21 protein-coding genes are annotated in these 23,707 nt (G+C 58.8%); 9 read left to right on the forward strand and 12 right to left on the reverse strand.

What is annotated here, in order from left to right; genetic code table 11:
- Position 1 precedes the first annotated feature (1 nt).
- From EXN68_RS02680 to EXN68_RS02690, 3 genes are all read left to right on the forward strand, one after another.
- Positions 2-598 carry an NUDIX domain-containing protein gene (locus tag EXN68_RS02680; protein ID WP_142839522.1) on the forward strand — a complete coding sequence of 199 codons (597 nt, stop codon included), beginning with the start codon at positions 2-4 and terminating at the stop codon, positions 596-598.
- A gap of 22 nt (positions 599-620) precedes the next feature.
- Positions 621-1,232 carry an NUDIX domain-containing protein gene (locus tag EXN68_RS02685; protein ID WP_142839523.1) on the forward strand — a complete coding sequence of 204 codons (612 nt, stop codon included), beginning with the start codon at positions 621-623 and terminating at the stop codon, positions 1,230-1,232.
- Positions 1,233-1,376: 144 nt separating this feature from the next.
- A complete protein-coding gene (locus EXN68_RS02690) occupies positions 1,377-2,330 on the forward strand; it encodes a peptidoglycan-binding domain-containing protein (RefSeq protein WP_142839524.1) in 954 nt (317 codons plus the stop codon).
- A gap of 80 nt (positions 2,331-2,410) precedes the next feature.
- Here EXN68_RS02690 and EXN68_RS02695 read toward each other — a convergent pair whose 3' ends face one another.
- From EXN68_RS02695 to EXN68_RS02710, 4 genes are all read right to left on the reverse strand, one after another.
- Positions 2,411-3,346 (reverse strand): omptin family outer membrane protease, encoded by a 936-nt coding sequence (locus EXN68_RS02695; protein WP_142839525.1) that lies wholly within the window; start codon positions 3,344-3,346, stop codon positions 2,411-2,413.
- A gap of 131 nt (positions 3,347-3,477) precedes the next feature.
- The gene (purN, locus tag EXN68_RS02700) at positions 3,478-4,152 is read right to left on the reverse strand and encodes a phosphoribosylglycinamide formyltransferase (RefSeq protein ID WP_142839526.1); all 675 of its coding nucleotides are present in this window, start codon (positions 4,150-4,152) and stop codon (positions 3,478-3,480) included.
- A complete protein-coding gene (gene purM / locus EXN68_RS02705) occupies positions 4,149-5,222 on the reverse strand; it encodes a phosphoribosylformylglycinamidine cyclo-ligase (RefSeq protein WP_142839527.1) in 1,074 nt (357 codons plus the stop codon). The genes purN and purM overlap by 4 nt, the downstream gene beginning before the upstream one ends.
- A gap of 123 nt (positions 5,223-5,345) precedes the next feature.
- Positions 5,346-6,140 carry a class I SAM-dependent DNA methyltransferase gene (locus EXN68_RS02710; RefSeq protein ID WP_142839528.1) on the reverse strand — a complete coding sequence of 265 codons (795 nt, stop codon included), beginning with the start codon at positions 6,138-6,140 and terminating at the stop codon, positions 5,346-5,348.
- Positions 6,141-6,415: 275 nt separating this feature from the next.
- Here EXN68_RS02710 and EXN68_RS02715 point away from each other — a divergent pair, with 275 nt between their 5' ends.
- Genes EXN68_RS02715 through ppx form a run of 4 tightly spaced genes read left to right on the forward strand, consistent with a single transcriptional unit; the run spans position 6,416 to position 12,127 of the window.
- The gene (locus tag EXN68_RS02715) at positions 6,416-7,573 is read left to right on the forward strand and encodes an AI-2E family transporter (RefSeq protein WP_142839529.1); all 1,158 of its coding nucleotides are present in this window, start codon (positions 6,416-6,418) and stop codon (positions 7,571-7,573) included.
- A gap of 2 nt (positions 7,574-7,575) precedes the next feature.
- Positions 7,576-8,304 (forward strand): DnaA regulatory inactivator HdaA, encoded by a 729-nt coding sequence (gene hdaA, locus EXN68_RS02720; RefSeq protein ID WP_142839530.1) that lies wholly within the window; start codon positions 7,576-7,578, stop codon positions 8,302-8,304.
- 56 nt (positions 8,305-8,360) lie between these two features.
- A complete protein-coding gene (locus EXN68_RS02725) occupies positions 8,361-10,607 on the forward strand; it encodes an RNA degradosome polyphosphate kinase (protein WP_161991213.1) in 2,247 nt (748 codons plus the stop codon).
- Positions 10,604-12,127, forward strand: a complete 1,524-nt coding sequence (gene ppx, locus EXN68_RS02730; RefSeq protein WP_046798850.1) for an exopolyphosphatase — start codon at positions 10,604-10,606, stop codon at positions 12,125-12,127. Before EXN68_RS02725 ends, ppx begins: the two co-directional genes overlap by 4 nt.
- Positions 12,128-12,135: 8 nt before the next feature.
- Here ppx and EXN68_RS02735 read toward each other — a convergent pair whose 3' ends face one another.
- The 8 genes from EXN68_RS02735 to EXN68_RS02770 form a co-directional block, all read right to left on the reverse strand.
- Positions 12,136-12,792 carry a DapH/DapD/GlmU-related protein gene (locus EXN68_RS02735; RefSeq protein ID WP_142839531.1) on the reverse strand — a complete coding sequence of 219 codons (657 nt, stop codon included), beginning with the start codon at positions 12,790-12,792 and terminating at the stop codon, positions 12,136-12,138.
- A gap of 173 nt (positions 12,793-12,965) precedes the next feature.
- Positions 12,966-13,313, reverse strand: a complete 348-nt coding sequence (locus EXN68_RS02740) for a hypothetical protein (protein WP_142839532.1) — start codon at positions 13,311-13,313, stop codon at positions 12,966-12,968.
- Between the two features lie 103 nt (positions 13,314-13,416).
- Positions 13,417-13,764, reverse strand: a complete 348-nt coding sequence (locus tag EXN68_RS02745) for a YunG family protein (RefSeq protein WP_142839533.1) — start codon at positions 13,762-13,764, stop codon at positions 13,417-13,419.
- A gap of 158 nt (positions 13,765-13,922) precedes the next feature.
- Positions 13,923-15,281: an esterase-like activity of phytase family protein gene (locus EXN68_RS02750; RefSeq protein WP_142839534.1), complete on the reverse strand. Its 1,359-nt coding sequence runs from the start codon at positions 15,279-15,281 to the stop codon at positions 13,923-13,925.
- 152 nt (positions 15,282-15,433) lie between these two features.
- Positions 15,434-16,462, reverse strand: coding sequence for an adenylate/guanylate cyclase domain-containing protein (locus EXN68_RS02755; RefSeq protein ID WP_052820378.1), 1,029 nt, complete (start codon positions 16,460-16,462; stop codon positions 15,434-15,436).
- A gap of 205 nt (positions 16,463-16,667) precedes the next feature.
- The gene (locus EXN68_RS02760; RefSeq protein ID WP_161991172.1) at positions 16,668-17,276 is read right to left on the reverse strand and encodes a hypothetical protein; all 609 of its coding nucleotides are present in this window, start codon (positions 17,274-17,276) and stop codon (positions 16,668-16,670) included.
- Between the two features lie 77 nt (positions 17,277-17,353).
- Positions 17,354-18,514: a ribonuclease D gene (gene rnd, locus EXN68_RS02765; RefSeq protein ID WP_142839535.1), complete on the reverse strand. Its 1,161-nt coding sequence runs from the start codon at positions 18,512-18,514 to the stop codon at positions 17,354-17,356.
- A gap of 82 nt (positions 18,515-18,596) precedes the next feature.
- On the reverse strand, positions 18,597-19,868 hold the full coding sequence (locus EXN68_RS02770; protein ID WP_142839536.1) for an MFS transporter: 1,272 nt from the start codon (positions 19,866-19,868) through the stop codon (positions 18,597-18,599).
- A 180-nt stretch (positions 19,869-20,048) separates the two neighbouring features.
- On the opposite strand from EXN68_RS02770, the gene aspS reads away from it, so the two are divergent.
- Positions 20,049-21,836 carry an aspartate--tRNA ligase gene (gene aspS / locus EXN68_RS02775; protein ID WP_142839537.1) on the forward strand — a complete coding sequence of 596 codons (1,788 nt, stop codon included), beginning with the start codon at positions 20,049-20,051 and terminating at the stop codon, positions 21,834-21,836.
- Positions 21,837-22,089: 253 nt separating this feature from the next.
- Positions 22,090-23,535, forward strand: coding sequence for a cell envelope integrity protein CreD (gene creD / locus EXN68_RS02780; RefSeq protein WP_142839538.1), 1,446 nt, complete (start codon positions 22,090-22,092; stop codon positions 23,533-23,535).
- Positions 23,536-23,707: the final 172 nt, after the last annotated feature.

Here is a 23,707-nt window from a genome sequence, read left to right on the forward strand (position 1 = left end):
AATGAGCAAGTTCGACAATGTGAAGATTGAAATTCTGAAAGACGAGACGCTCTCGAAGAACTGGTACCATCTCCGCAACATCACCTATGATTACACCAATTCGAAGGGTGAAACGAAAGTCATCCGGCGTGAGGCCTATGATCGCGGCAATGGCGCGACCATCCTGCTTTACGATCCGCGCCGTGAGACGGTGGTGCTGGTGCGGCAGTTTCGCATGCCCACCTACGTGAACGGCTATCACGGCTGGCTTCTGGAAGCGCCCGCCGGCCTGCTGGATGGTGACGACCCGGCCGAGGCCATTCGCCGCGAAGTGATGGAAGAAACCGGATATGTCGTGAAAGACGTGCGGTTTCTGTTCAAATCCTTCATGTCGCCCGGTTCCGTGACCGAAATTCTGCACTTTTTTGCCGCCATCATCGATTCATCGGATCGGGTGGAGGAGGGCGGCGGTGCCGCACACGAGGACGAGGACATCGAGGTTCTGGAGTTTTCACTGGCGGATGCCATGAAGATGATAGAAACCGGCGATATCTGCGACGGAAAAACGATCATGCTGCTGCAATGGGCGGCCCTGAACAAATCGTCCCTCACCCTGTGACGGAATTGCCTGCGGAGTGATTATGGACCGTTCATTGAAAATGACTGCTGCCGGCGAGGCGGACAGAATACGGCTGGTGGAAAAAGAGACGGTCTGGAAGGGCTTCGTGCATATGCAGAAGCTTATTTTCGACCAGCGCATGCCGGATGGCAAAACGATCCGCATCGTGCGCGAAGTGCACGACCACGGCAGCGCCGCGGCCATTCTGCTTTACGATAAGAAGCGCGACAGCGTGGTGATGGTGCGGCAGTTCCGCCCCGCCGCCTTCGTAAACGGCGATCCAAGCTTCATGATCGAAGTCCCGGCCGGCCTTCTCGATGACGACAATGCGGCCGACGCCATTCGCCGTGAGGCGATGGAAGAATCCGGTTACGCGGTTGAGAAGGTCGATTATCTCTTCGATATGTATGCCAGCCCCGGAACCCTGACGGAAAAGGTCAGCCTCTTCGTCGCGCATATCGATCTCGACGTGCAGGCCGGTAACGGCGGCGGTCTGGCAAGCGAAGGCGAGGATCTGGAAGTTTTGACCTATGGTCTCGACGAAGCCTTTGCGATGATCGCATCCGGCGAAATCACCGATTCCAAGACGATTATCCTGCTGCAATGGGCAATGCTCAACCGTCACAGCCTTTAATATTAAAGGCTGTGCGAAAACGGGGAATGTCTTTCGAACTATACTCTAGATTACTTCAAATTCAATTAAAAATTGTTGTTGATTAATTAATCAACCCCGGTAAGCTTGGTGTGTCTAGGTTCACAAGCGGCTGGGGGGCTGGCTATGATTTTGGAAAAGGGTTCGCGCGGCAGTGCCGTGCAGGCGGTCCAGGAAATTTTGAATTTTCTGCATTTCGAGGGGCGAAAATCGGCCTCGGCCGATTATGAAAGCCTCGAGACGGACGGCGTCTTCGGTGCGGATACGGAAGAAGCGGTACTGTCATTTCAGGCGGACAATCAACTTTATGAAGATGGTCGCATAGGGCCTGTAACGCTCGCTGCCTTGCAGCAGGCATATGAAACACGGCAGCGGGAATTGGTCTCGCCGCTATCACTGGCAGGCGATGCGAGCTACAGCATCGAGACGGGTGAGGCGGACCTTTTCGGAACGGGAAAGGAAAAAGGGTATCCGCGTGTCAGGCTGCGCAGCGACGTTATGTCCGCCTATAAGCAGGTCTACAAGGAGGTTCGTCGCCAGGGTGGATTGATGACATCTTCCGGCGGCGTCCGCGATTTAAACGCCACGGTCAGCAAAAACCGCAGCGCCACTTCCTTTCACTACTCAGGGCGGGCGCTCGATCTTTTCATCTGGAGCGGTATGCAGGATCCGTCGAACGACGCCTATGTCGCCCAGCGGATCGGCGAGAGACGCTACAATGTTTATGCCCGTTGCTGGCAGGATAGGGCTGAAAAAGGAGCTTTGCCGCCGCAGCAGACGATTCCCGATGTCGTGACCAACAAGAACCGCGTCAAGGGAGTGTCCGTCACGGGCCATTTCCTCGACTTGACGGCCCTTTTTGCCAAGAACGGTTTCAAACCGATCCGCGCACGCGCAGCCTTCGAGAAGGGTGGCGATTATCTCGGCGCGGAATGGTGGCATTTTCAATGGGAGGTCGGCCTTGTGCCCGGCGCTTCAACCTTCGGTGCCGAATTGTTGAAGATATATTCCAAGGCAACCTTGGCCAACACGCCGCCATGGGCCTACCGTGATTATATCTGGCAGCAGGACTGGTTTTAGATACTGATTGGGCAATGTGCCCATAAACCAAAGCCGCGCCTTTAATGAGGCGCGGTTTTCTGGGCAGACCTCATTGAGTGTCAGAACCGGCCCTTGATACCGGCGCCCACGAAAATCGACTGCAGGTCGCCGCCACCGGCATTCTTTTCCGATGTGAGGTTTCCAGCGCCCGCGCCACTATAATGCGTGTCCCCGCGCCCCAGGCTGGTATATTCATAGGCGCCATCTATGTAGATCGAGGCATTCTGGGTCAGGTCATAGGCAACACCCGCCTTCACCCCGAACATGCCGGCAACGTCGAATTTATCGGTAAAGCGCATGTCGCGCATCCAGTGATCATCCGTCGCCTTGGCAAAAACCATCGCGCCGCCCTCCAGGCCGGCATTGAGCGACCAGTTGCCGAATCTCTGGCCGCCGGTCAGGTTGCCGTAGAAGGCGGGGATTTGCTGGCGATAGGTAATGCCCTTTTCACCGTCCTTGAACCTGATGTTCAGATCTCTTCGAGAGAAAAGGCTGTAGACGGCGCTGCCGCCATAGGCCGACCATTGCACATCCGTATAACGAAAACCGACGCCGGCGCTGAGATATTGCTGGGGATCATCCAGCAGCATGCGGTTAAGCTCGAAGCTTCCCGAAAAATAGTGATCAAGTCGCGTATCATCGTGTTGGGAGCGATGGCTCCAGTTGTTTTTAGAGCTGTCTCTGGAAAAAGGCGCTATCCAGTCATAGTCGGTCATGTAGCCGTCGCCTTCGAAGCCGACGCGGCCTTCGGCCTTGACGCGCCAGCCGGGTGCAAGCTCAAGCCCGAGAGAGCCGCGCAACGCCATGGCGTTTTTGGTTTCCCATTCCAGTTCGCTCAGCTTGCTGCCGCCGATATGAACGGTTTCCGTTGCCCGAAGATTGAGAACACCGGCATCCAGCGAAGCGGTAATGCCGTTTTGTTCTGCGGCGAGCGGCAGGCTGGTGCTCATCAGCAAAACTGCCGTAAGCGGCAGGGAAAATCTCGAAAATGGCATAATCGCTCCTGACTGACCGGAGGGCCCGAAATGCGGGCCGTTGCAGGCATTAGAGATGATTATGGTAAATGATCGGTTTATTTTTCCGGAAATACCACTTTAAGTATTTTTGTACTTTAGTGATTTCTTTATCAGAAAGTGGAAATCAGACTAGAATACTCGGATTTACTTTCGTTGTCCGTGAAGACGGCCTTGCCGCCTTCCATCCGCACTTTGCCTTCTGCAAGTCGCTTCAGGGCGAGTGGGTAAAGCTGGTGCTCGACGCTCAGAAGCCGCGCCGCGAGTGTCTCGGCCGTATCGTTGGAAAAGACCGGAACAGCGCCCTGAGCAATGGTCGGACCTTCATCCATGCCTTCGGTCACGAAATGCACGGTGCAGCCGGAAATCTTCATGCCGCTGTCGATGGCGCGCTGATGGGTGTTGAGACCCGGGAAAAGCGGCAGCAGCGACGGGTGGATATTGATGATGCGGCCTTCATAGGGCGCGATGAAATCGCCTGATATCAGCCGCATGTAACCGGCAAGGCAGATGATGTCGGGTGCGATTTCGCCAAGTGCGGCCAGAATCGCGCCCTCATGCTCGACCTTGCTGGCATAGGTCTTCCGCTCGAAGACGAGCGTCGGAATGCCGAGATGCTGGGCTTTTTCCAGCCCGCCCGCAGAAGCCTTGTCCGAGATCACACAGGCGATTTCAGCCGGAAAATCCGCTGCCTGACAGGCCTTGGCCAGCGACACCATGTTGGAGCCGCCGCCGGAGATGAAAACGACGACACGTGTGCGACCGGACGACAGGGCGGCGCGCATCATAGGCCGAGAGTACCCTTGTAGATCGTGCCATGCGCGCCCTCTTGCCGGGCGACCATGCGGCCGAGCGGGAACACGGTTTCGCCTTCCGCCGTCAGCGCATCGGTAACCTTGGCAGCATTTTCAGCCGAAACGACCACGATCATGCCGACGCCGCAATTGAAGGTGCGCAGCATTTCCTTGGCCTCGACGCCGCCGGTCTTTGCTAGCCACGAGAAGACCGCCGGAACCTTGATCGCATCGAGATCGATCTCGGCGGCGAGATGTTTGGGCAGAACGCGCGGAATATTCTCGGGGAAACCACCGCCGGTAATATGCGCCAGCGCCTTCAGCGCGCCGGTCTCACGGATCGCCTTCAGAAGCGGCTTCACATAAATGCGTGTCGGTGTCAGCAGTGCTTCACCAAGCTTCTTGCCTTCGGCAAAGGGGGCAGGGGCGTCCCAGCCTAGACCGGAAACCGAAACGATCTTGCGCACCAGCGAAAAGCCGTTGGAGTGAACGCCGGAGGAAGACAGGCCGAGAATGACGTCACCTTCGGCAATGTCGCCAGCCGGCAGAAGCTGGCCGCGTTCGGCCGCACCCACGGCAAAGCCTGCGAGATCATAGTCACCGTCGGAATACATGCCGGGCATCTCGGCGGTTTCGCCGCCAATCAGCGCACAGCCGGATTCGCGGCAACCGGCAGCGATGCCGGAAACGATGGCCGCACCTTGATCCGGGTCGAGCTTGCCGGTGGCGAAATAATCAAGAAAGAACAGCGGCTCGGCGCCCTGAACGACGAGATCGTTGACGCACATGGCAACGAGGTCGATGCCGACCGTATCGTGATAATCCGCGTCGATGGCGATCTTCAGCTTGGTGCCGACGCCGTCATTGGCGGCCACCAGAACCGGATCGGTAAAACCAGCCGCCTTCAGATCGAACAGGCCGCCGAAGCCGCCAATTTCGCCATCTGCGCCGGGACGCCGTGTCGAGCGCACCGCCGGTTTGATCTTTTCGACCATCAGATTGCCGGCGTCGATATCCACACCTGCGTCACTATAGGTAAGACCGTTCTTGCCCGACTGGCTCATGGCTCTCGTCTCCGCTGGTTCCTTTGGCGTCGCCATTCGCACGGGACGGGGCCTGATGCAAGGGTTTGAGTGGCAAAAGCTCCGGTTTTTAACGGCTTTGGCAGGGCTTGCGGTGTGAGACACTCATGATGCCGGCGAAGCGACGCGACAGACGAGATTAAGCAACCCGTCATTGGACGTATCGGAATTTTTCTCGATCGGTCGGCCGTTCTCGCCGAAACGGGCGACGATTTCGAAACCCGCCGCTTCCAGCTGGCGGGTCTGGGCGGCAAGGTCGATGAAATAAAACAGGCCGCTCCAGCGATGCGCCTGATCCACCAGAATGGCGTATTCAGGTGTCTGCCGGGTGGCGGCCTGCAGGCGCAGATAGTTTATCCAGCTTTGCGGATGCAGCGAATTCACCACTTCCCGCGGGTGCCAGGATCGCCGATGCAACGGCATGCCGCCGGCGCGTTTCCATTGCCGGTTATGAAATGAGAAGATGAAATAACCGCCGGGCGCCAGAATGCTGCTGATGGCATGGATGATGGCGAGCCGATCCTCATGGCCGAAGGCGCTTAAAATCGCGAGCGCCCCGAGCACGCAGTCGAAACGCTCCGCGCCGAATTGCCCGATCGCCCGCACATCCATGTCGAGAAAGGTGGCTGCCGGAAAATTGCGCCGCGCCAGCGCCAGCATGGGTTGCGAACGGTCGATGCCGATATAGTCACCCACCAGCGGCAGAAGCGGCTTCGTCGTCCGGCCAGTGCCGACCCCGAGATCAAGCAGCCGTTTGCCGGCATAGGCATGGCGAAACTGGTCTAGAATAATGCGTTCGGCCGGATAAAGCTGCTGGTTGTCGTACCACTCGGCAATGTCGGGGTGATCGAAAAGACCGGCGTTATGTTCCGCGATGCCATTTTCACTGGTGCCTTGCATCGTGCCTCCGGTTGCCGGACATCACAGAGCGCTGCGGGCTCGCCCGACTATTATTTTATATTTGTCTAATATTGGCGGTCGGTCAACCTGCCGTTGCGGCCCAAAGCCCCGGAAAGGCGGGATTTTGCCGACTGGACGAGTTTGCATTGGAAAAAGATAACCAGGCCTGGGTGCTCCGGCGGCCCGTGCGCAGCCGCAGCGGTCTTGACCATAAGCATATGGGCATCCTATCTCCATCTTGGGCGGTGACGGCACGGCGACAAGAGGATGAATGAATGCAACCCCATGTAAGCGGCATGAGCCTGCGCCGGCAGGTATTTTTCTGGATCGGCGTGCTTGCCGTCTTTGTCCTTTTCCTGATGGTCTTCAGCTCCATTCTGCTGCCCTTCGTGGCCGGCATGGCGCTTGCCTATTTTCTTGACCCGGTTGCCGACTGGCTGGAGCGTCGCGGTCTCAACCGGCTAATGGCGACGGTCGTCATTCTCGTCTCCTTCGTGCTGATCTTCGCACTGTCGCTCATCATCATCATTCCGCTCATCGCCGCCCAGGCCTCGGAATTCATCACCCGTATCCCGCAATATATCTCGTCCCTGCAACAGTTGATTGCCGGTGCCGATACCAACCTGCTGCCGGACTGGGTGAGCAACCAGATCGACGCCGTGAAGGAGAATTTCTCCAAGCTCCTCACCGAAGGCGCCGGTTTCATCGGCACGCTGCTGACGCAGATCTGGAACTCCGGCAAATCGCTGGTCGATGTCGTGTCGCTGCTGGTCGTCACCCCCGTTGTCGCCTTTTACCTGCTGCTCGACTGGGACCGGATGATCGACAAGGTCGACAGCTGGATACCGCGCGACTACGTGCATACCGTCCGCCAGATCGCCCGCGACATGGACAAGACGATTGCCGGTTTCGTGCGCGGGCAGGGGTCGCTCTGCATCATTCTCGGTGTTTATTATGCCGTTGGCCTGTCGCTGGTGGGCTTGAATTTCGGCCTGCTGATCGGTCTTTTCTCCGGCCTCATCAGCTTCATTCCCTATATCGGCTCCATGGTCGGCCTCATCCTTGCCGTCGGTGTCGCCATCGTGCAGTTCTGGCCGGATTACATCTATGTGTTTCTCACACTTGCCGTGTTCTTTTCCGGCCAGTTCATCGAAGGCAATATCCTGCAGCCGAAGCTCGTGGGCAAAAGCGTCGGTCTGCATCCGGTATGGCTGATGTTCGCTTTGTTCGCCTTTGGCGCATTGTTCGGTTTCGTCGGTCTTCTGGTCGCGGTTCCGGCGGCTGCCGCCGTCGGCGTGCTTGTCCGCTTCGCATTGTCGCGGTATCTTGAAAGCGATCTCTACCACGGACACGCTGCCAACCTTCCATGGGACGCCAATCCTGGCCCGGAAGAAAAGGAAACGCCCTCCGCCAAGGTGGATGGTCAGGGCTGACGATGACTGACCCAATCAAAACCGATAACGCCCGGTCGAAGGCCGAGCAGCTGCCGCTCGCATTCTCACACCAGGCCGCCTCCGGCCGGGAGGATCTCCTCGTGTCCGCGTCGCTTGCGGCCGCGGTCAGCCTTGTCGATGAATGGCCGAACTGGCGCGCGCCGGTCGTCGTGCTGGCCGGGCCACCCGGCTCGGGAAAATCGCATCTCGCCAATATCTGGAAAAACATTGCCGGCGCCCGGGATATCCACCCGCAGGCCGGCGGTGATGCCGCGCGTGCGGCCGAGAACGGACCCGTTCTTTTCGAGGATGCCGACCGCCGCGGTTTTGACGACACCGAACTCTTCCATGTCATCAACAGCGTGCGCCAGCACGGCACGACGCTTTTGATGACAAGCCGGCAATGGCCGGCTGCATGGCCGGTAACGCTGCCGGACCTGCGCTCGCGCCTGAAGGCCGTGACGGTGGTGGAGACCGGCGAACCGGATGAGGGGCTGCTGGCGCAGGTGCTGGTAAAACTCTTCGCCGACCGGCAGCTTTACATGGATGACAAACTCATAGGTTACATCGTCAATAGAATGGAGCGCTCGCTTGATACGGCCCAGACGATTGTGGACCGCATCGACAGGCTGGCGCTTGCGCGCGGAACGAGAATAACCCGCCCGCTGGCAGCGGAAGTCCTCAATGCGATGGACAGCGCCGCGGCGGGCAGCGAGCTGGACATCGATTGACGACTGTCACAGTTCCGTCGTCAAACTGTTATACGGGCAAGAAGGACGATCACGCGATGCAACAGGATCACGGGACGGAAATTGGTCAGGGGATGGAACAGGGCATGGACGCAGTAGCGCAGGACAACTTCGACAAGGTTCAGCCGGTGACCGAGGGCGAGAGCCTCTGGGATAGCCCCGCCCGTTTCGTCAACCGTGAATTCTCCTGGCTCCAGTTCAACCGTCGCGTTCTTGAAGAAACGCTGAATACGGATCATCCGCTTCTGGAGCGGCTGCGTTTCCTCTCCATCTCTGCCGCCAACCTCGATGAATTCTTCATGGTCCGCGTCGCCGGCCTCGAAGGCCAGGTTCGCCAGAAGATCACCGTGCGGACGCCGGATGGCAAGACGCCGGCCGAGCAGCTGGAAGATATTCTGAAAGAAATCGACAATCTGCAGATGGAGCAGCAGGCCTCGCTCGCCGTGCTGCAGCAATATCTCGCCAAGGAAGAAATCTTCGTCGTGCGGCCTGCCGCACTGTCCGATGCCGACCGCACCTGGCTTGGCACCGAATTCGAAGAGCGCATCTTCCCGGTGCTGACGCCGCTGTCCATCGACCCCGCGCACCCGTTCCCCTTCATTCCCAACCTCGGCTTCTCGATGGGCCTGCAGCTCGACAGCGTCAACGGCCGCGAGCCGATGACCGCGCTCCTGCGCCTGCCACCCGCACTCGACCGCTTCGTGCGCCTGCCGGATGACAAGAACGCCATTCGTTACATCACGCTTGAAGATGTGGTCGGCCTGTTCATCCACCGGCTTTATCCCGGTTATACGGTCCGCGGCTTCGGCACCTTCCGCATCATTCGCGACAGCGATATCGAGGTGGAGGAAGAGGCGGAAGATCTGGTTCGTTTCTTCGAAAGCGCGCTGAAGCGCCGCCGTCGCGGCTCCGTTATCCGCATCGAGACCGACAGCGAAATGCCGCAGTCGCTGCGCCAGTTCGTGGTGCATGAGCTTGGCGTGCCGGATAACCGCGTCGCGGTTCTGCCGGGTCTTCTGGCGCTCAACACCATTTCGGAAATCGTGCGCGCGCCGCGCGACGACCTGAAATTCGAGCCTTACAACGCGCGTTTCCCCGAGCGTGTACGCGAACATGCCGGCGATTGCCTCGCCGCCATCCGCGAAAAGGACATGGTGGTTCACCACCCCTATGAAAGCTTCGACGTGGTCGTGCAGTTCCTGCTGCAGGCAGCGCGCGATCCCGAAGTTCTCGCCATCAAGCAGACGCTTTACCGTACTTCCAATGACAGCCCGATCGTCCGTGCGCTGATTGACGCGGCCGAAGCCGGCAAATCCGTCACCGCTCTGGTGGAATTGAAGGCACGCTTTGACGAAGAAGCCAACATCCGCTGGGCGCGCGATCTGGAGCGTGCCGGCGTGCAGGTGGTGTTCGGCTTCATCGAACTGAAAACCCACGCCAAGATGTCGATGGTGGTGCGCCGCGAGGACGGCAAGCTCAGAACCTATTGCCATCTCGGCACGGGCAACTATCACCCGATCACGGCCAAGATTTACACCGACCTGTCCTTCTTCACCTGCAACCCGAAGATCGCCCACGACATGGCGAATATCTTCAACTTCATCACCGGTTATGGTGAGCCGGAAGAGGGCATGAAGCTGGCGATTTCGCCCTATACGCTGCGCTCACGCATCGTGAAGCACATCAATGAAGAGATCGAGCACGCCAAGCGCGGTGCGCCGGCGGCGATCTGGATGAAGATGAATTCGCTGGTCGACCCTGAAATTATCGATTCGCTTTACCGCGCCAGCGCTGCCGGTGTGGAGATTGATCTGGTGATCCGCGGCATCTGCTGCCTGCGCCCGCAGGTGGCCGGTCTTTCCGACAATATCCGCGTCAAATCCATCGTCGGCCGCTTCCTCGAACACAGCCGGATTTTCTGCTTCGGCAACGGTTTCGGCCTGCCGTCCGACAAGGCGCTGGTCTATATCGGCTCGGCCGACATGATGCCGCGCAACCTTGATCGCCGTGTCGAAACGCTGGTGCCGCTCACCAATCCCACCGTGCACGAGCAGGTTCTTTCACAGATTATGCTGGGCAATCTCATTGACAACCAGCAGAGCTACGAGATACTTGCGGACGGAACGTCGAGGCGCATCGAGGTGCGTAAAGGCGAAGAACCGTTCAACGCGCAGCACTATTTCATGACCAATCCCAGCCTTTCCGGACGTGGTGAAGCCTTGAAATCCAGTGCGCCCAAATTGATTGCCGGGTTGATTTCTTCCCGCAAGAAACAGGCTGAATGACTCGATCAGAAGCACAGGGGCGGCTGACCGGCCTTGCCCCCGTTTCCGTCATAGATATTGGTTCGAACTCCGTTCGTCTTGTCGTATATGAAGGTCTCTCCCGCGCGCCCGCGGTGCTGTTCAACGAAAAGGTCCTTTGCGGTCTTGGCAAAGGACTGGCACTGACGGGCCGCATGCATGAGGAAGGTGTCAGCCGGGCACTGATGGCGCTCAGGCGTTTCCATGCGCTTTCCGAACAGGCGCAGGCACAGGAACTTTATGTGCTGGCGACGGCGGCGGCGCGCGAAGCGGAAAACGGTCCGGATTTCATCCGCGAGGCAGAAGCGATTCTCGGCTGCGAAGTCGAGGTGCTGTCAGGCGAAAAGGAAGCGCTTTATTCCGCTTACGGGGTGATCAGCGGTTTCCATGATCCGGATGGCATTGCCGGCGACCTGGGCGGCGGTTCGCTCGAACTCATCGATATCAAGGGCAAAAGCTGCGGCGAGGGCATTACCCTGCCGCTCGGTGGCCTGAGGCTTTCCGAGCAATCGGATGGTTCGCTCGAAAAAGCAGCGACCATTGCCAGAAAGCACGTCAAATCCTTTGCAAAGCTGCTGACGGCGGGTGAGGGACGCACCTTTTATGCCGTAGGCGGCACATGGCGAAACATCGCCAAGCTGCACATGGAAATCACCGGTTACCCGCTGCATATGATGCAGGGATATGAATTGCCGCTGGAGGAAATGCTGAATTTTCTGGAGGAGGTCATTCTCTCCAGAGACAGCAAGGATCCCGCCTGGCAGGCGGTTTCCAAGAACCGCCGTTCGCTTCTGCCCTTCGGCGCCATCGCCATGCGCGAGGTTCTGAAGGTGATGAAGCCGGCAAAGATCGCCTTTTCCGCGCAGGGCGTGCGCGAAGGTTATCTCTATTCGCTGCTGACGGAAACGGAGCGTGATCTGGACCCGCTGCTGGTCACGGCCGACGAACTTGCCATCCTGCGCGCCCGTTCGCCCGAACATGCGCGTGAACTGGCGGATTGGAGCGGCCGCACCTTTCCTGTCTTCGGCATCGACGAGACGGAAGAAGAAAGTCGTTACCGCCAGGCGGCCTGCCTTCTCGCCGATATCAGCTGGCGCGCCCATCCTGACTATCGCGGCCTGCAGGCGCTCAATATCATCGCCCACTCCTCCTTCGTCGCAATTACCCATCCTGGCCGAGCCTATATAGCGCTTGCCAATTATTATCGCTTCGAGGGACTGAACGACAACGGCACCACCGAGCCGCTGGCGGCCATGGCAGGTGACCGGCTGCTGGAACTCGGCAAATTGCTCGGCGGCCTGCTGCGCGTCGTTTACCTGTTCTCGGCCTCGATGCCGGGCGTTGTCGACCATCTGAAATTCCGCAAATCCACCAATCCCGATCTCGATCTGGAATTCGTGGTGCCGCATGATTACTGCGATTTTGCCGGCGAGCGTCTGGACGGGCGTTTGCAGCAGCTGGCGAAGCTGACGGGCAAGCGGCTGGCGTTCGTGTTCGAGTAATAAGAGTTTTATTTTGCGACAGGCGTGGGTGACGCAGACCAGCGCTCGCAAAAGGCTTCGATGTCGCTCGACTGAAAATCGGCAAGCCGCGCCATGATTGTCTCGAATGGCCAGTCCCACCACGCGATGGCGGCGAGCTGGCGCGCTATGGATCGCGAAAACCGCTCGCGAATGATTTTCGCGGGAACACCGCCAACGATGGTGTAGGACGGCACGTCCTTGGTAACGACCGCACCGGCTGCCAGCACGGCGCCGTCTCCAACCCTTACACCCGGCAACACAATAACTCCGTGTCCAATCCAGACATCGTTACCGATGACGGATCGGTCCTGCTTTCGCCGGTCGAAAAACGCGTCGTCACGAACGGCATCCGCCGAGTAATATTCCGGGCAGTAGCTGAAACGATGCATGGAAGGCCGGTCCATCGGATGGTTGGGAGCGCCTATCCGCACCTCCGCGGCAATGGCGCAGAACTTTCCGATCGTCGCATCACCAACCATGCAACGGGGTCCCAGATACGAGTAGTCGCCGAGATCGGTATTGTTCAGGGCTGTATCCGCCAAGATTTCACAGCATTTGCCGATGCCTGAATCCCTGATACTCGCTGTTGAATGGACAACGGTTTCTGCGATTTTTGGGCGATTGAATTGTGCGGTCGAATCCATGTCAGTCTCCGGATTTGCGTCTGCCTATCCGGAGATGATGAAGGGCCTGTGACGGTAAATCTTAAGAGGAGCCCGGTTGCGCCAGCTGCTGCTGTTAAAGATCAACCCTGTTGGTCACTCGTATCGTGCAAAACCTGCCTTCAGACTGAAAGTCAGGAAGAGGGCATGTGCCGTCAGTCGTGAGATGCATCCGCCTTCGCCTGGCTCTTGGTCCAGTAATGGTCGGATATGTTTTGCGCATTCCGGATGATGTGGGATGCGACTTCAGGGTCTCCGCCTTCGAAGGTTTCCCCGTCGGCTCCGCATAACCGCAGGAAGAGCTGCTGATGCGCGGTGGCGACAAAATATTCATAGGCGGGAGGCTCAATATCGGAGCCAATGGCCTGCAGCTCTTCGGCGGCCTTCGTGCTGGCGCGCTCAAGCGCCGCGTAAATTGCAGCCATCAAAGCTTCTTCTGTTTGTTCAAATATATCCTGAGCTTGCCGTTCGGCCGGTGTCAGGATGGGGCAGCTGTCATTCACGGGGCATTTCTCCTCTTGGTGCGCCTCGTTTCGCTGCCCGATCATATGTCATGGATTGTGTCCGCATTGCGGGAAAGCCAGTCCCACCATATTTTTAAGTGGATCAACCGTGCCCCAGCGCCTTCCTGATGCAGGCGCTGAGATAGGCATATTGCAGCGGCGTAATCTTTGCCATCGCTTCGGTGCGGGTGGCGGGTCTGTCCTGATAACCGACGGGAATATCAAACTGGGCGAAGGTGAAATCCCAGCGAATGTCATCGACGATATTGTAGAAATGTTCGGCGCCGCTGACGGCGGTTTTGGCGATCTCACCGCCGAAAATATCCTGAACCACCAGAGCGGTGACGCTGCCCTGTCCACGGGCGGGGTTTTCCCGCGACCACAGACTGCTGGTCTCGCCCGACCAGCTTTTCCTCAGCGCATAATAAAGTCGTTCGGCATGATCCTGCATGAAGGGGTCTTTCCCGTTTCGGAGCCGGGCTCCGGGTCAGGCATGACTGGAAAAAAGCGGAGCGCCGCGCCTCCTCTGGAGGCTGCAACGACGCTCCGCCCTGTTGAATATGCGCGGTCGCGCGGGTGGTGCCGGAACCAGTTCCGGCACCGTTTTTCTTACTTGGCGTCGAGCAGGTCCTTGACTTCCAAGAGGACGAATTCGTTATCGTCAGCCTTGTCCAGCGCACGACCTGCCGAGAAGGGCAGGTTGTTGTCGTTGCCGACGATGATATGCGTGGCGTCAACGCGGTCGACATTCTCGATGGTGACAAAAGGCATGTCGTAATAGCCGTTGCCGCCGCCCTGACGTTTCTTGTTGTCAGGATCGGAGATCTTCAGAAGATCGATATAGCCGATCTTGCGGGCGGCCTTGCCGACATTGGCGTCATTGAACTCGATCTTGTAGATGCGCTTGACCTTGGAGGGCACGGCAAAGCAGTTTGCTTCCGGCTTCTTCGGATCGGCGCACGCCTTGTCGGCGGTGCCGGCGCCATTGTCACGTTCGATGACCAGCGCCGTGCTGTCATCAAGCATGTTGAAGTCGCCGATGGCTTCGCCGCCCTCTGCCAGCGGATAGAGCCAGGTGCGGCCGGTCCATTCCTTCTTGGCGGTGTCGAGTTCGATGATCCGAAGGCCGGTCGAACCGTCTTCGGTTTTCTCCACCTGGCCATCGGCGGTGTAGAGCGGGCCTTCCAGCAGACCGTAGAGCTTCGAACCGTCCTTGGAGAGCGCCATGCCTTCATAACCGCCGGAACGTTTCAGGTTGAAGGCAGGCATTTTCTGCGTCGGGTTGCCGGGCAGGGCCAGAGTCGGATGATCCGGTGACTTCACGTCGATGTCACCAGCCTTGGTGGCAATGACGTCGGTCAACTTGCCGTCACGGGTGAATTTCAGGATGTAAGGACCGAACTCTTCGCCCACCCAGAAACCATCGGCGACAGGCTGAATGGATTCGACGTCGAAATCGGCGCCCGTCAGGTAACGCTTGCTCGATCCTTCGAGAACGATCGGGAAGGGCGCTTTCATGTCAGGGTCGGAGAGAAACACGGTTTCAAGCGCGTTGACCTTGCCGGCGTCCCAGTCGAACTTCAGATGGTGAAGCATCAGCATGGCGTCGCTGGAATTCAGCTTGGAACCGAAGCCGTTGTCGGAAAGGCTCCAGAAGCTGCCGTCGGCCATGGCCTTGATACCGGAAAAGCCCTGCATCGGCTGGCCGTTGAACGGCATGGAAAGACCGGTCAGGCGAACGCCGTCCTTGCCGGGCACGGTGCCGAGGCCCTCGGCGCGCTTGCGGTCGGCCGTCGTGAACTTGGCGGAGGTCTTGAGGTGCTCCGGCGCATCTGATGGTGCTGGGATGATGGTGTTGGCCGGCAGAATGGCGTGGGAGACCAGCTTTGCCGGAAACTCCTTCTCGGCCGCATAAGATGTGGTGGCAAGCGCGAGAACTGCGCAGGACGCGAAAAGAATGTGCTTCATGGATAAGACCCCTCGATACCTGTTGAAGACAGGATTGAGGCGATAGGGGCGCTCCATGACAGGCAGGTGATTGTCGTTTGAAGCTTTGATGAATTTTGATGACGGCTGCCGTCTCCAAACGGGACAGCACGGCTTCTTCCAGCCAATTGCCCTTATGCGGCAGGGGCCTGATACTGGCTGAGCGTGCATACACCCAGTGTCTGGCCACGGCCCTTGACCGCATGTTCACCGAGATATTCGCTGCGCACACCCTTTGGAAGCACCAGTTGGTGGGCAAGGTCTGCGGAAATCAGCACCGGGTGGCCGAGCATCTTGCTCAGTGATTCGAGACGCGAGGTCGTGTTCACCGTATCGCCGAAATAGGTGATCTTGTGGTGATCGACACCGATTTCCGCTGTTATGACCGGCCCGCCATGGATGGCGAAGCGCAGGCGCGGCACTTCGCCGAATCGGGAAATCCACATGTCGCGTTTTTCCTCGATGGTCGCCAGAATATCGAAGACACAGCGCACGCAGGCCGCCCGCCTGATTGCCATGTGATAGGGCCAGGTGATGATGGCGGCGTCGCCAATATAGTCATCGATGACGCCGCCATGTTTCCGGACCGGTGCGGCATAGCTCGCGAAGATTTCGCCGAGAAACTCCTGGGCCTTCAGGTCGCCATTGGTTTCGGCAAATGAGGTGGAGCCGACAAGATCGATGAAGATGAAGACGCGGTCTTCGCTGACGGGGCGGCGATAGCGTCCGAGAATGAGATCGATGAAGATGTCGCGGCCGAGAAGCTCGCGCACCCGCATGATGAAAACGATGATGCCGCAGACGATGAGGGTGAAGACGAGCGTCTGCACTTCGGCATGCACAGCCCGTTTCCAGGTGCCGGGAAATATCCCGCTCAGCCACAGGATGGTGCCGCCAAGCCCGAAGCCGCAGAAAACGAGAACGGCATAGATGATCAGACCGACGGCGATATAGACCGGTGTCGGCAATGCGCTGACCCGCCGCGACAGGCCGGGCATGATGTAACCGCGCTCAAAAGCGAGAATGGGTGCGCAGGCAAACAGCGCATAGGTCGCGCCGATCAATGCGCCGCCGCCATATTCCAGAAATGCGTAGGCCACCCCGGCGCCGGCCACGGCAACGAAGAGCACCACGTAATCCAGAATGGGCAGCAATTTTCTCATGTCGGTTCTTGGGTCTCGGGCAGGGAAGGCTTGGCCTCGGGAAGGAAGAACTGGCCGCTCCCGTCGGCGAAGCTTCTGTTGCGGTCATATGCGACATTAATGTGGAAAATGCGCTGCAAAAAGTGACCTTTCAGTAAGGTCACATGAAGGATTGGAAAGGTTGTTGCCCTGTTGCCGCAAAACGGGCGCACAGGTGGCATTACGTCTAATATGATGTTCTGTAATAGACAGTTTCAAGCGGGGATTGCGGCCGGTCATCCGGCGAACGGTTCGACCATTTGACCGGAAAGGCGGCAAAACGCAGCCGCTTGCCGTCGATCCATGCCCGGTCGAACAGGGTTTCTCCCTTGTGGGCAAAGGTGATGGCTGCACAGGTCCGGCCATCGACATCAAAGGGAACATTCTCCTTCCAGCCGTTCAGGCCGCAGCCGGTGCCCTTCGGGTCGCCATTATAGTGCGCAACGACGTCGGCGTCGTTCGGTGTCATGGTAATCGCGGTGACGGTATGGGCAAAGAGCATGCTGTCATGGTCTCTCAGGCCACCATCAAGCGTGCCTTCATAACGTACCTGCACCGTGGGCTGCTGGCAGCCATTGCGGGCATAGATCTGCGAGACGGCGTGCATGCGATCACCGCGTATCGTGATGCGTGTGACAATGCCATGCCGGTCGTTCTTGCCGATCTTCAGGCAGTCGGTCGTCCATTCGCCCTGAAGATCGACCTTGCCGTCATCGGCGCGCGCGGAAAAAGGGGCGGGGAGAATGCCTGCGGCCGCCACAAGGGCGGCCAGCAGCAGGATGCGGGCAGGTTTCATCACAAGACCCTCAAAGCGCAACGATGTGCACAGGGATGGACCGCGATACGGGCAAAATTGGGGTTAAAAGCGAGGGGCTACTCGCCGCTCACCGCAACCTCAACCGCCTCGACCTTCTTGCCGGCAAAACGCAGCGCCACTTCGCCGTTGATGAGTTTCAGCGCCACATCGCCGAAGAGTTCGCGCCGCCAGCCGGTCAGTGCCCCCACGGTCGCGTTTTCACCTTCAGCGGCGATCTTGTCCAGATCGTCGCTGTTGGCGATGACCTTGGCGGCAACGCCGTGCTTGTCGGCCGTCAGCTTCAGCAGAACCTTCAAGAGTTCCACGGCAGCACCGGAGCCTTCCGGCGCGTGGCTGTGGCGCGGCGCCTTGGGCATTTCCTCTTTCGGCAATGCCAGCGCTGCATTTACGGTTTCGATGATGGCGGTACCCGAAGTGGAGCGTTCCCAGCCTTTGGGGATCGTGCGCAGGCGCGATAGCGCCTCGGCGTCCTTAGGCTGCTGCTGGGCGATTTCGAAGATCGCATCGTCCTTCAGGACGCGCGAACGTGGCACGTTGCGCGAGCGCGCCTCACGCTCGCGCCAGGCGGCGACGAATTTGAGGATGGCGAGCTCGGTCGGCTTGCGCAGGCGCGATTTCAGCCTCAGCCACGCGTCGTCGGGATGCATGTCATAGGTGTCACGCGATTCCAGAATGTCCATCTCTTCGGTCAGCCACAGAGAGCGGCCTTCGCGCTCCAGCTGCGACTTCAGCGAGAGATAGACGTCGCGCAGATGGGTCACGTCGGCCAGCGCGTAATCCAGCTGCTTTTCGGTCAGCGGGCGGCGGCTCCAGTCGGTGAAGCGCGAGGATTTGTCGATCTGGACGTTCTTGATCTTCTGCACCAGCTGGTCGTAGGAGATCGAATCGCCGAAACCGCAGACCATGGCGGCGACCTGGGTGTCGAAGATCGGGTGTGGAATGAGCCCGCCGAGATGGTAGATGATTTCGATATCCTGCCGTGCGGCATGGAAAACCTTCACGACAGCAGGATTGGCCATCAGCTCGAAAAGCGGCGTGAGATCGAGACCCTTGGCGAGCGGATCGACCAGCACTTCAAGCGTCGGGCTTGCCATCTGCACGAGACAAAGCTCCGGCCAGAAGGTCGTTTCCCGCAGGAACTCGGTGTCGATGGTGATGAATTCCGATTTCGCCAGTTCCGTGCAGGCTTCGGCGAGGGCGGCAGTCGTTTCAATCATTGCAAATGGCCACTCGTGAAAATTATCCGTCTTACTTTCCCTTTGCCGGGCGCATGTCAATACAAAGCCCGCCTTTGAAGGCTCAAGGATCGTTTTTCTCGGGCGGATTGGGCTCCGTCCCGTCCTTTTTGGGCGGCATGGGGGCTGCGAGCTTCTGAAAATAGGCGGATGTGCGCAAAAGCGAACGGAACCGCCAGTTCCTCTCTTCCACGGGAACACCCTCGCGCACCCGCAGCCGGTATATGGTGTAGGCGATGAAAACGATCTGGATCGCGGCGGTGTAGCTGAACAGTGCCTTCGGGCCGAACTGGTCGATCAGAACGGAAGCGAGCAGGGGGCCGACAGTCGCACCCACCGACCAGAAGAACAAAAGCCCGGCCGAAACCATCGCATGTTCGCCTTCCTTGGCATGGTCGTTGCCGTGGGCGGAACTGAGCGAATAAAGCGGCAGGGCGAATGCGCCGAACACGAAGACGCCGATAATGTTGCTCCACTCGTCGGTGCCGGCGAAGAAGGCGAGAAACAGGCCGACGATCACCGAGCCCGCGGTGGTGGCGAGAATGATGATGCGTCGGTCATAACGATCGGAATAAACGCCGAGCGGATATTGCAGCACAACGCCGCCGATGATGCCGGCGCTCATGAAGGTGGCGATGGCAGTTACCGAAAGGCCGATCTGTTCGGCGTAGATCGGGCCGATGTTGCGAAAAGCCGCCATGCTGAGACCGACGGCGACGCAGCCGACGACGGCAAGTGGTGAAATGCGCCAGACGGCGAAAAGATTGAAAGGTATCTGTTTCGGCGGGGCGGGGTTGGATTTGTCGGCAAGCGAGATCGGCACCAGCGACAGCGAAAGCGCCATGGCGATCAGCGAAAATACCACGGGGCCATCGATGCCGGCGACGGGTATGATGTATTGCGCAAGAGTGACGGAGCCGAGATCGACGAAACGATAGATGGAGAGTGTCCGCGCCCGGTTGGAATTCGTCACCTGCGCATTGATCCAGCTTTCGATGGCCGCGAAAAGACAGGCAACCGCAATGCCGATGATGAAGCGCATCGCTAGCCAGAACAGCGGATGCAGGATGAGCGGCATGGCAATCGACGCAGCCGACGCCACGGCCGCCATGGTGGCAAAAGTGCGGATATGGCCGATCTTGCGCAGCAGGCGTGTCACCGAAATGCAGCCGAGCGCGAAACCGAGACTATAGGCGGCGCTGATGAGGCCGATGGTGCTGGCCGAAAACCCTTCGGACAGGCCGCGCAGCGCGATATAGGTTCCTTGCAGGCCATTGCCGCCGATCAGGATGCCGGCGGTGACGAGAAGCGGGATAAGGGGTCTGATCTGGCTCATTGCGGGCCGACTCGGTTTGGCGGGCTGAATAAGCACTATCTAAAGCCAAGGCGGGGGAAAGGACAGTCAGGAGGCGACAATCTTGCGCTTTGCCTTGACAAATCAGGCTGGTCATGCGTTTTTCCGGCCAAATTCGACAGTGCGGCTGATCTGGCCCACGACACGTTCCAGGATATAAAAATGCATCGTTACCGCAGCCACACCTGTGCCGCTCTTCGCAAGTCCGACGTCGGCGAAACCGTTCGCCTTTCCGGTTGGGTTCACCGCGTGCGAGATCATGGCGGCGTTCTCTTCATCGACCTTCGCGACCATTACGGCATCACCCAGGTGGTGGCCGATCCCGATAGCCCGGCCTTCAAGGTTGCCGAGACGGTGCGCGGCGAATGGGTGATCCGCATCGACGGTCTGGTCAAGGCGCGTTCAGAGGACACCATCAACAAGGGCATGGCGACCGGCGAGATCGAGCTTTACGCGCAGGAAATCGAGGTTCTGGGTGTTGCCAAGGAACTGCCGCTGCCTGTCTTCGGCGAGCCGGAATATCCTGAGGACGTTCGCCTCAAGTACCGCTTCCTCGACCTGCGCCGCGAGACGCTGCACAGGAACATCGTCAAGCGCACGCAGATCATCTCTTCCATGCGCAAGGGCATGGGTGAACTGGGCTTTGCCGAATACACGACGCCGATCCTCACCGCATCCTCGCCGGAAGGTGCGCGCGACTTCCTCGTTCCCTCGCGCATCCATGAAGGCCAGTTCTTCGCGCTGCCGCAGGCGCCGCAGCAGTACAAGCAGCTTCTGATGGTGGCCGGTTTCGACCGCTACTTCCAGATCGCTCCGTGCTTCCGCGATGAAGACCCGCGTGCCGACCGTCTGCCAGGTGAATTCTACCAGCTCGACGTTGAAATGAGCTTCGTGACCCAGGAAGATGTCTGGACCACGATGGAGCCAATGATGACGGCCGTGTTCGAACAGTTTGCCGAAGGCAAGCCGGTGACGAAACAGTGGCCACGCATTCCCTATGACGAATCGATCCGTAAATACGGCTCCGACAAGCCGGACCTGCGCAACCCGATCGTCATGGAAGCCGTGACCGAGCATTTCGATGGTTCGGGCTTCAAGGTCTTCGCCAACATGATCGCTTCCAACCCCAAGGTTCAGGTCTGGGCAATCCCGGCCAAGACCGGCGGCTCGCGCGCTTTCTGCGACCGCATGAACGCATGGGCGCAGTCTCAGGGCCAGCCGGGCCTCGGTTATATCTTCTGGAAGGAAGAAGACGGCAAGGTCGGCGGCTCCGGTCCGCTTGCCAAGAACATTGGCGAGGAACGCACCGAGGCGCTGCGCCAGCAGCTCGGCCTGGAAGCGGGTGATGCCTGCTTCTTCGTCGCCGGTGATCCCGCCAAGTTCTACAAGTTCGCCGGCGAGGCGCGCACCCGCGCCGCCGACGAGCTGAACCTGATCGATCGCGACCGTTTCGAAATGTGCTGGATCGTCGATTTCCCCTTCTTCGAATACAACGACGAAGAAAAGAAGATCGACTTTGCTCACAACCCGTTCTCCATGCCGCAGGGCGGCATGGAAGCGCTGGAAGGGCAGGATCCGCTCTCCATCAAGGCGTTCCAGTATGACGCGGTCTGCAACGGTTTTGAAATCGCCTCCGGCTCGATCCGTAACCAGTCGCCTGAGCTGATGGTCAAGGCCTTCGAAAAGGTCGGCCTGTCGCAGAGCGATGTGGAAGAGCGCTTCGGCGGTCTCTACCGCGCCTTCCAGTACGGCGCGCCTCCGCATGGCGGTTGCGCATTCGGCATCGACCGTGTGGTCATGCTGCTGGTCGGCGCCAAGAACCTGCGCGAAATCACGCTGTTCCCGATGAACCAGCAGGCGCAGGATCTCTTGATGAACGCCCCGTCGCCGGCAACGCCGACGCAGCTTCGCGAACTGGCGCTGCGCGTTATTCCGTCCAAAAAGGACTGATCTGGATTTATTCAGGTTCAAACAAAGGGCTGGCGGCAACGCCGGCCCTTTTTGTTTTTGCAACAAACGCGGCAAAGTCACAATTTTACCGCGAGTTAAACCGAATTCCGCGCACAATCAGCCGAAATCCGCTTCCAGTATAGGCTCCGCGTTCACCTGGGGGACGCAAGACTATTTGGGGTTTTAAACTTGGGACAGCGCCGCCGAACTTCGCTTTCGGTTTCGGCGCGATCATATTTATAAGGATTTCAGAATGGTACATGAAACGGAAAAAGATATCGCGCCGGCGGGTGGATATGCACCTCCAGCCCCGCCGCGCGGCAATTTCGCCGTCAGCCTGCGCTCGCCGGGCGCCAAGTTCCTGATGATCGGCTTCATATCCATGGTTCTGCTCGTGCCGCTCCTGCTTGTCTGGGGGTTGACGGAAGAGCGCGCCTCGCGGGCGGAAGATGTGTCGGGGCGGATTGCCAATGGCTGGGGCGGTGATCAGGTGGTGAACGGTCCCTATCTTGCCGTGCCTTTCGACGTGGACCGCCGCCGCGAGGTGAATGGCCAAAGCATCGTCGACCGCACGACGGAATGGGTGCTGGTCATGCCGGAAACGCTTGAAGTTGCGGCCGATCTGAAGACCGAGGAAAAGCAGCTGTCGATCTACAGCCTGCCGGTCTATAACGGCAACATCGCGCTGAAAGGCCGCTTCGGTTCCGGCATCCTGCAGGACCTCGCGCGCTTTTCCGGCACGCCGCGACTGGAGAACGCCATTCTCGTCCTCAGCATACAGGATATGACCGGCATACGCTCCAGCGCCGGCGTCAAAATCGATGGCGGCCCGGTTCTGCCTTTTGATCCCGGCATGCGGGATATTTCGGTGATGACCAACCGCGCCGGTCCGGAGGTATCGATCCGGTCCGATGCCGGTGTGCACAGGCCGATTGAGAGAAACCTCATCGAAACCGGCTTCGCCTTCGATATCGCCTTTTCCCTGAATGGTTCAGGCAGTTTCGCCGTGGCGCCGGCCGGCCAGACGACGAGCTTTGCGGCAAACGCCGATTGGCCACATCCCGGCTTCGAAGGCCTGTTCCTGCCCGAGCAGAAGACCGTCACCGCTACGGATTTCAAGGCGAACTGGACCATTCCTTATCTTGCGAGAGGCATAGACCGGGTGGTGGAGGGCACGCGTCTGCCGCTGTCGGGCAGCCTGATGACGATCAACCTCGTCGAACCCGTGAAATTTTACCAGATCATCGCCCGAACGCTGAAATATTCGATCGGTTTCATCTCACTGGTGTTTCTTGCCGTCTTCATCGTTGAACTCAAGGGCGGTACTGTCGTGCACTGGATACAATATGTGCTGACGGGGCTGGCGCTGATTATCTTCTACGTGTTGCTGCTGGCGCTCTCCGAGCATACGGGCTTCACGGTTGCCTATATCACGGCATCAACAGCGACGGCGGCGCTGATCGCATCTTATCTCGGTAGCGCAACCAATAGTCGCAGGAATGGTGTGGCGTTGTTTACCGTATTGGCGGTCGCCTACGGCGTCATGTATCTGGTTTTGAACGAAGACGAATATGCGTTGCTGGCAGGTGCTGTGATTTCCTTCATTGCCATAGCCGCAACCATGTACGCCACCCGCCGGGTCGATTGGTCGGGGGCAGGCGCTTCGCAGATGCGCAACTCCGCAAACGAGGTGGTATAGTCTGGCATGCTCCGGCCGGATTGATCTCAATCGACATAACTCCCTGTTTTTCTTTATCCGGCTTGGCGTCAGATGATAAAAGCAGGGAGGCAATACTGAGGCGGGAAAGCAGTACTTTCTCGCCTCCTGTCTACTCGGTTTTCCCGGCAGGTATCTTTATCGTGCAAACCTT

It is taken from the genome of Martinezella rhizogenes (genome assembly GCF_007002745.1).
In the GTDB taxonomy this organism is placed as follows: Bacteria; Pseudomonadota; Alphaproteobacteria; order Rhizobiales; family Rhizobiaceae; genus Agrobacterium; species Agrobacterium cucumeris.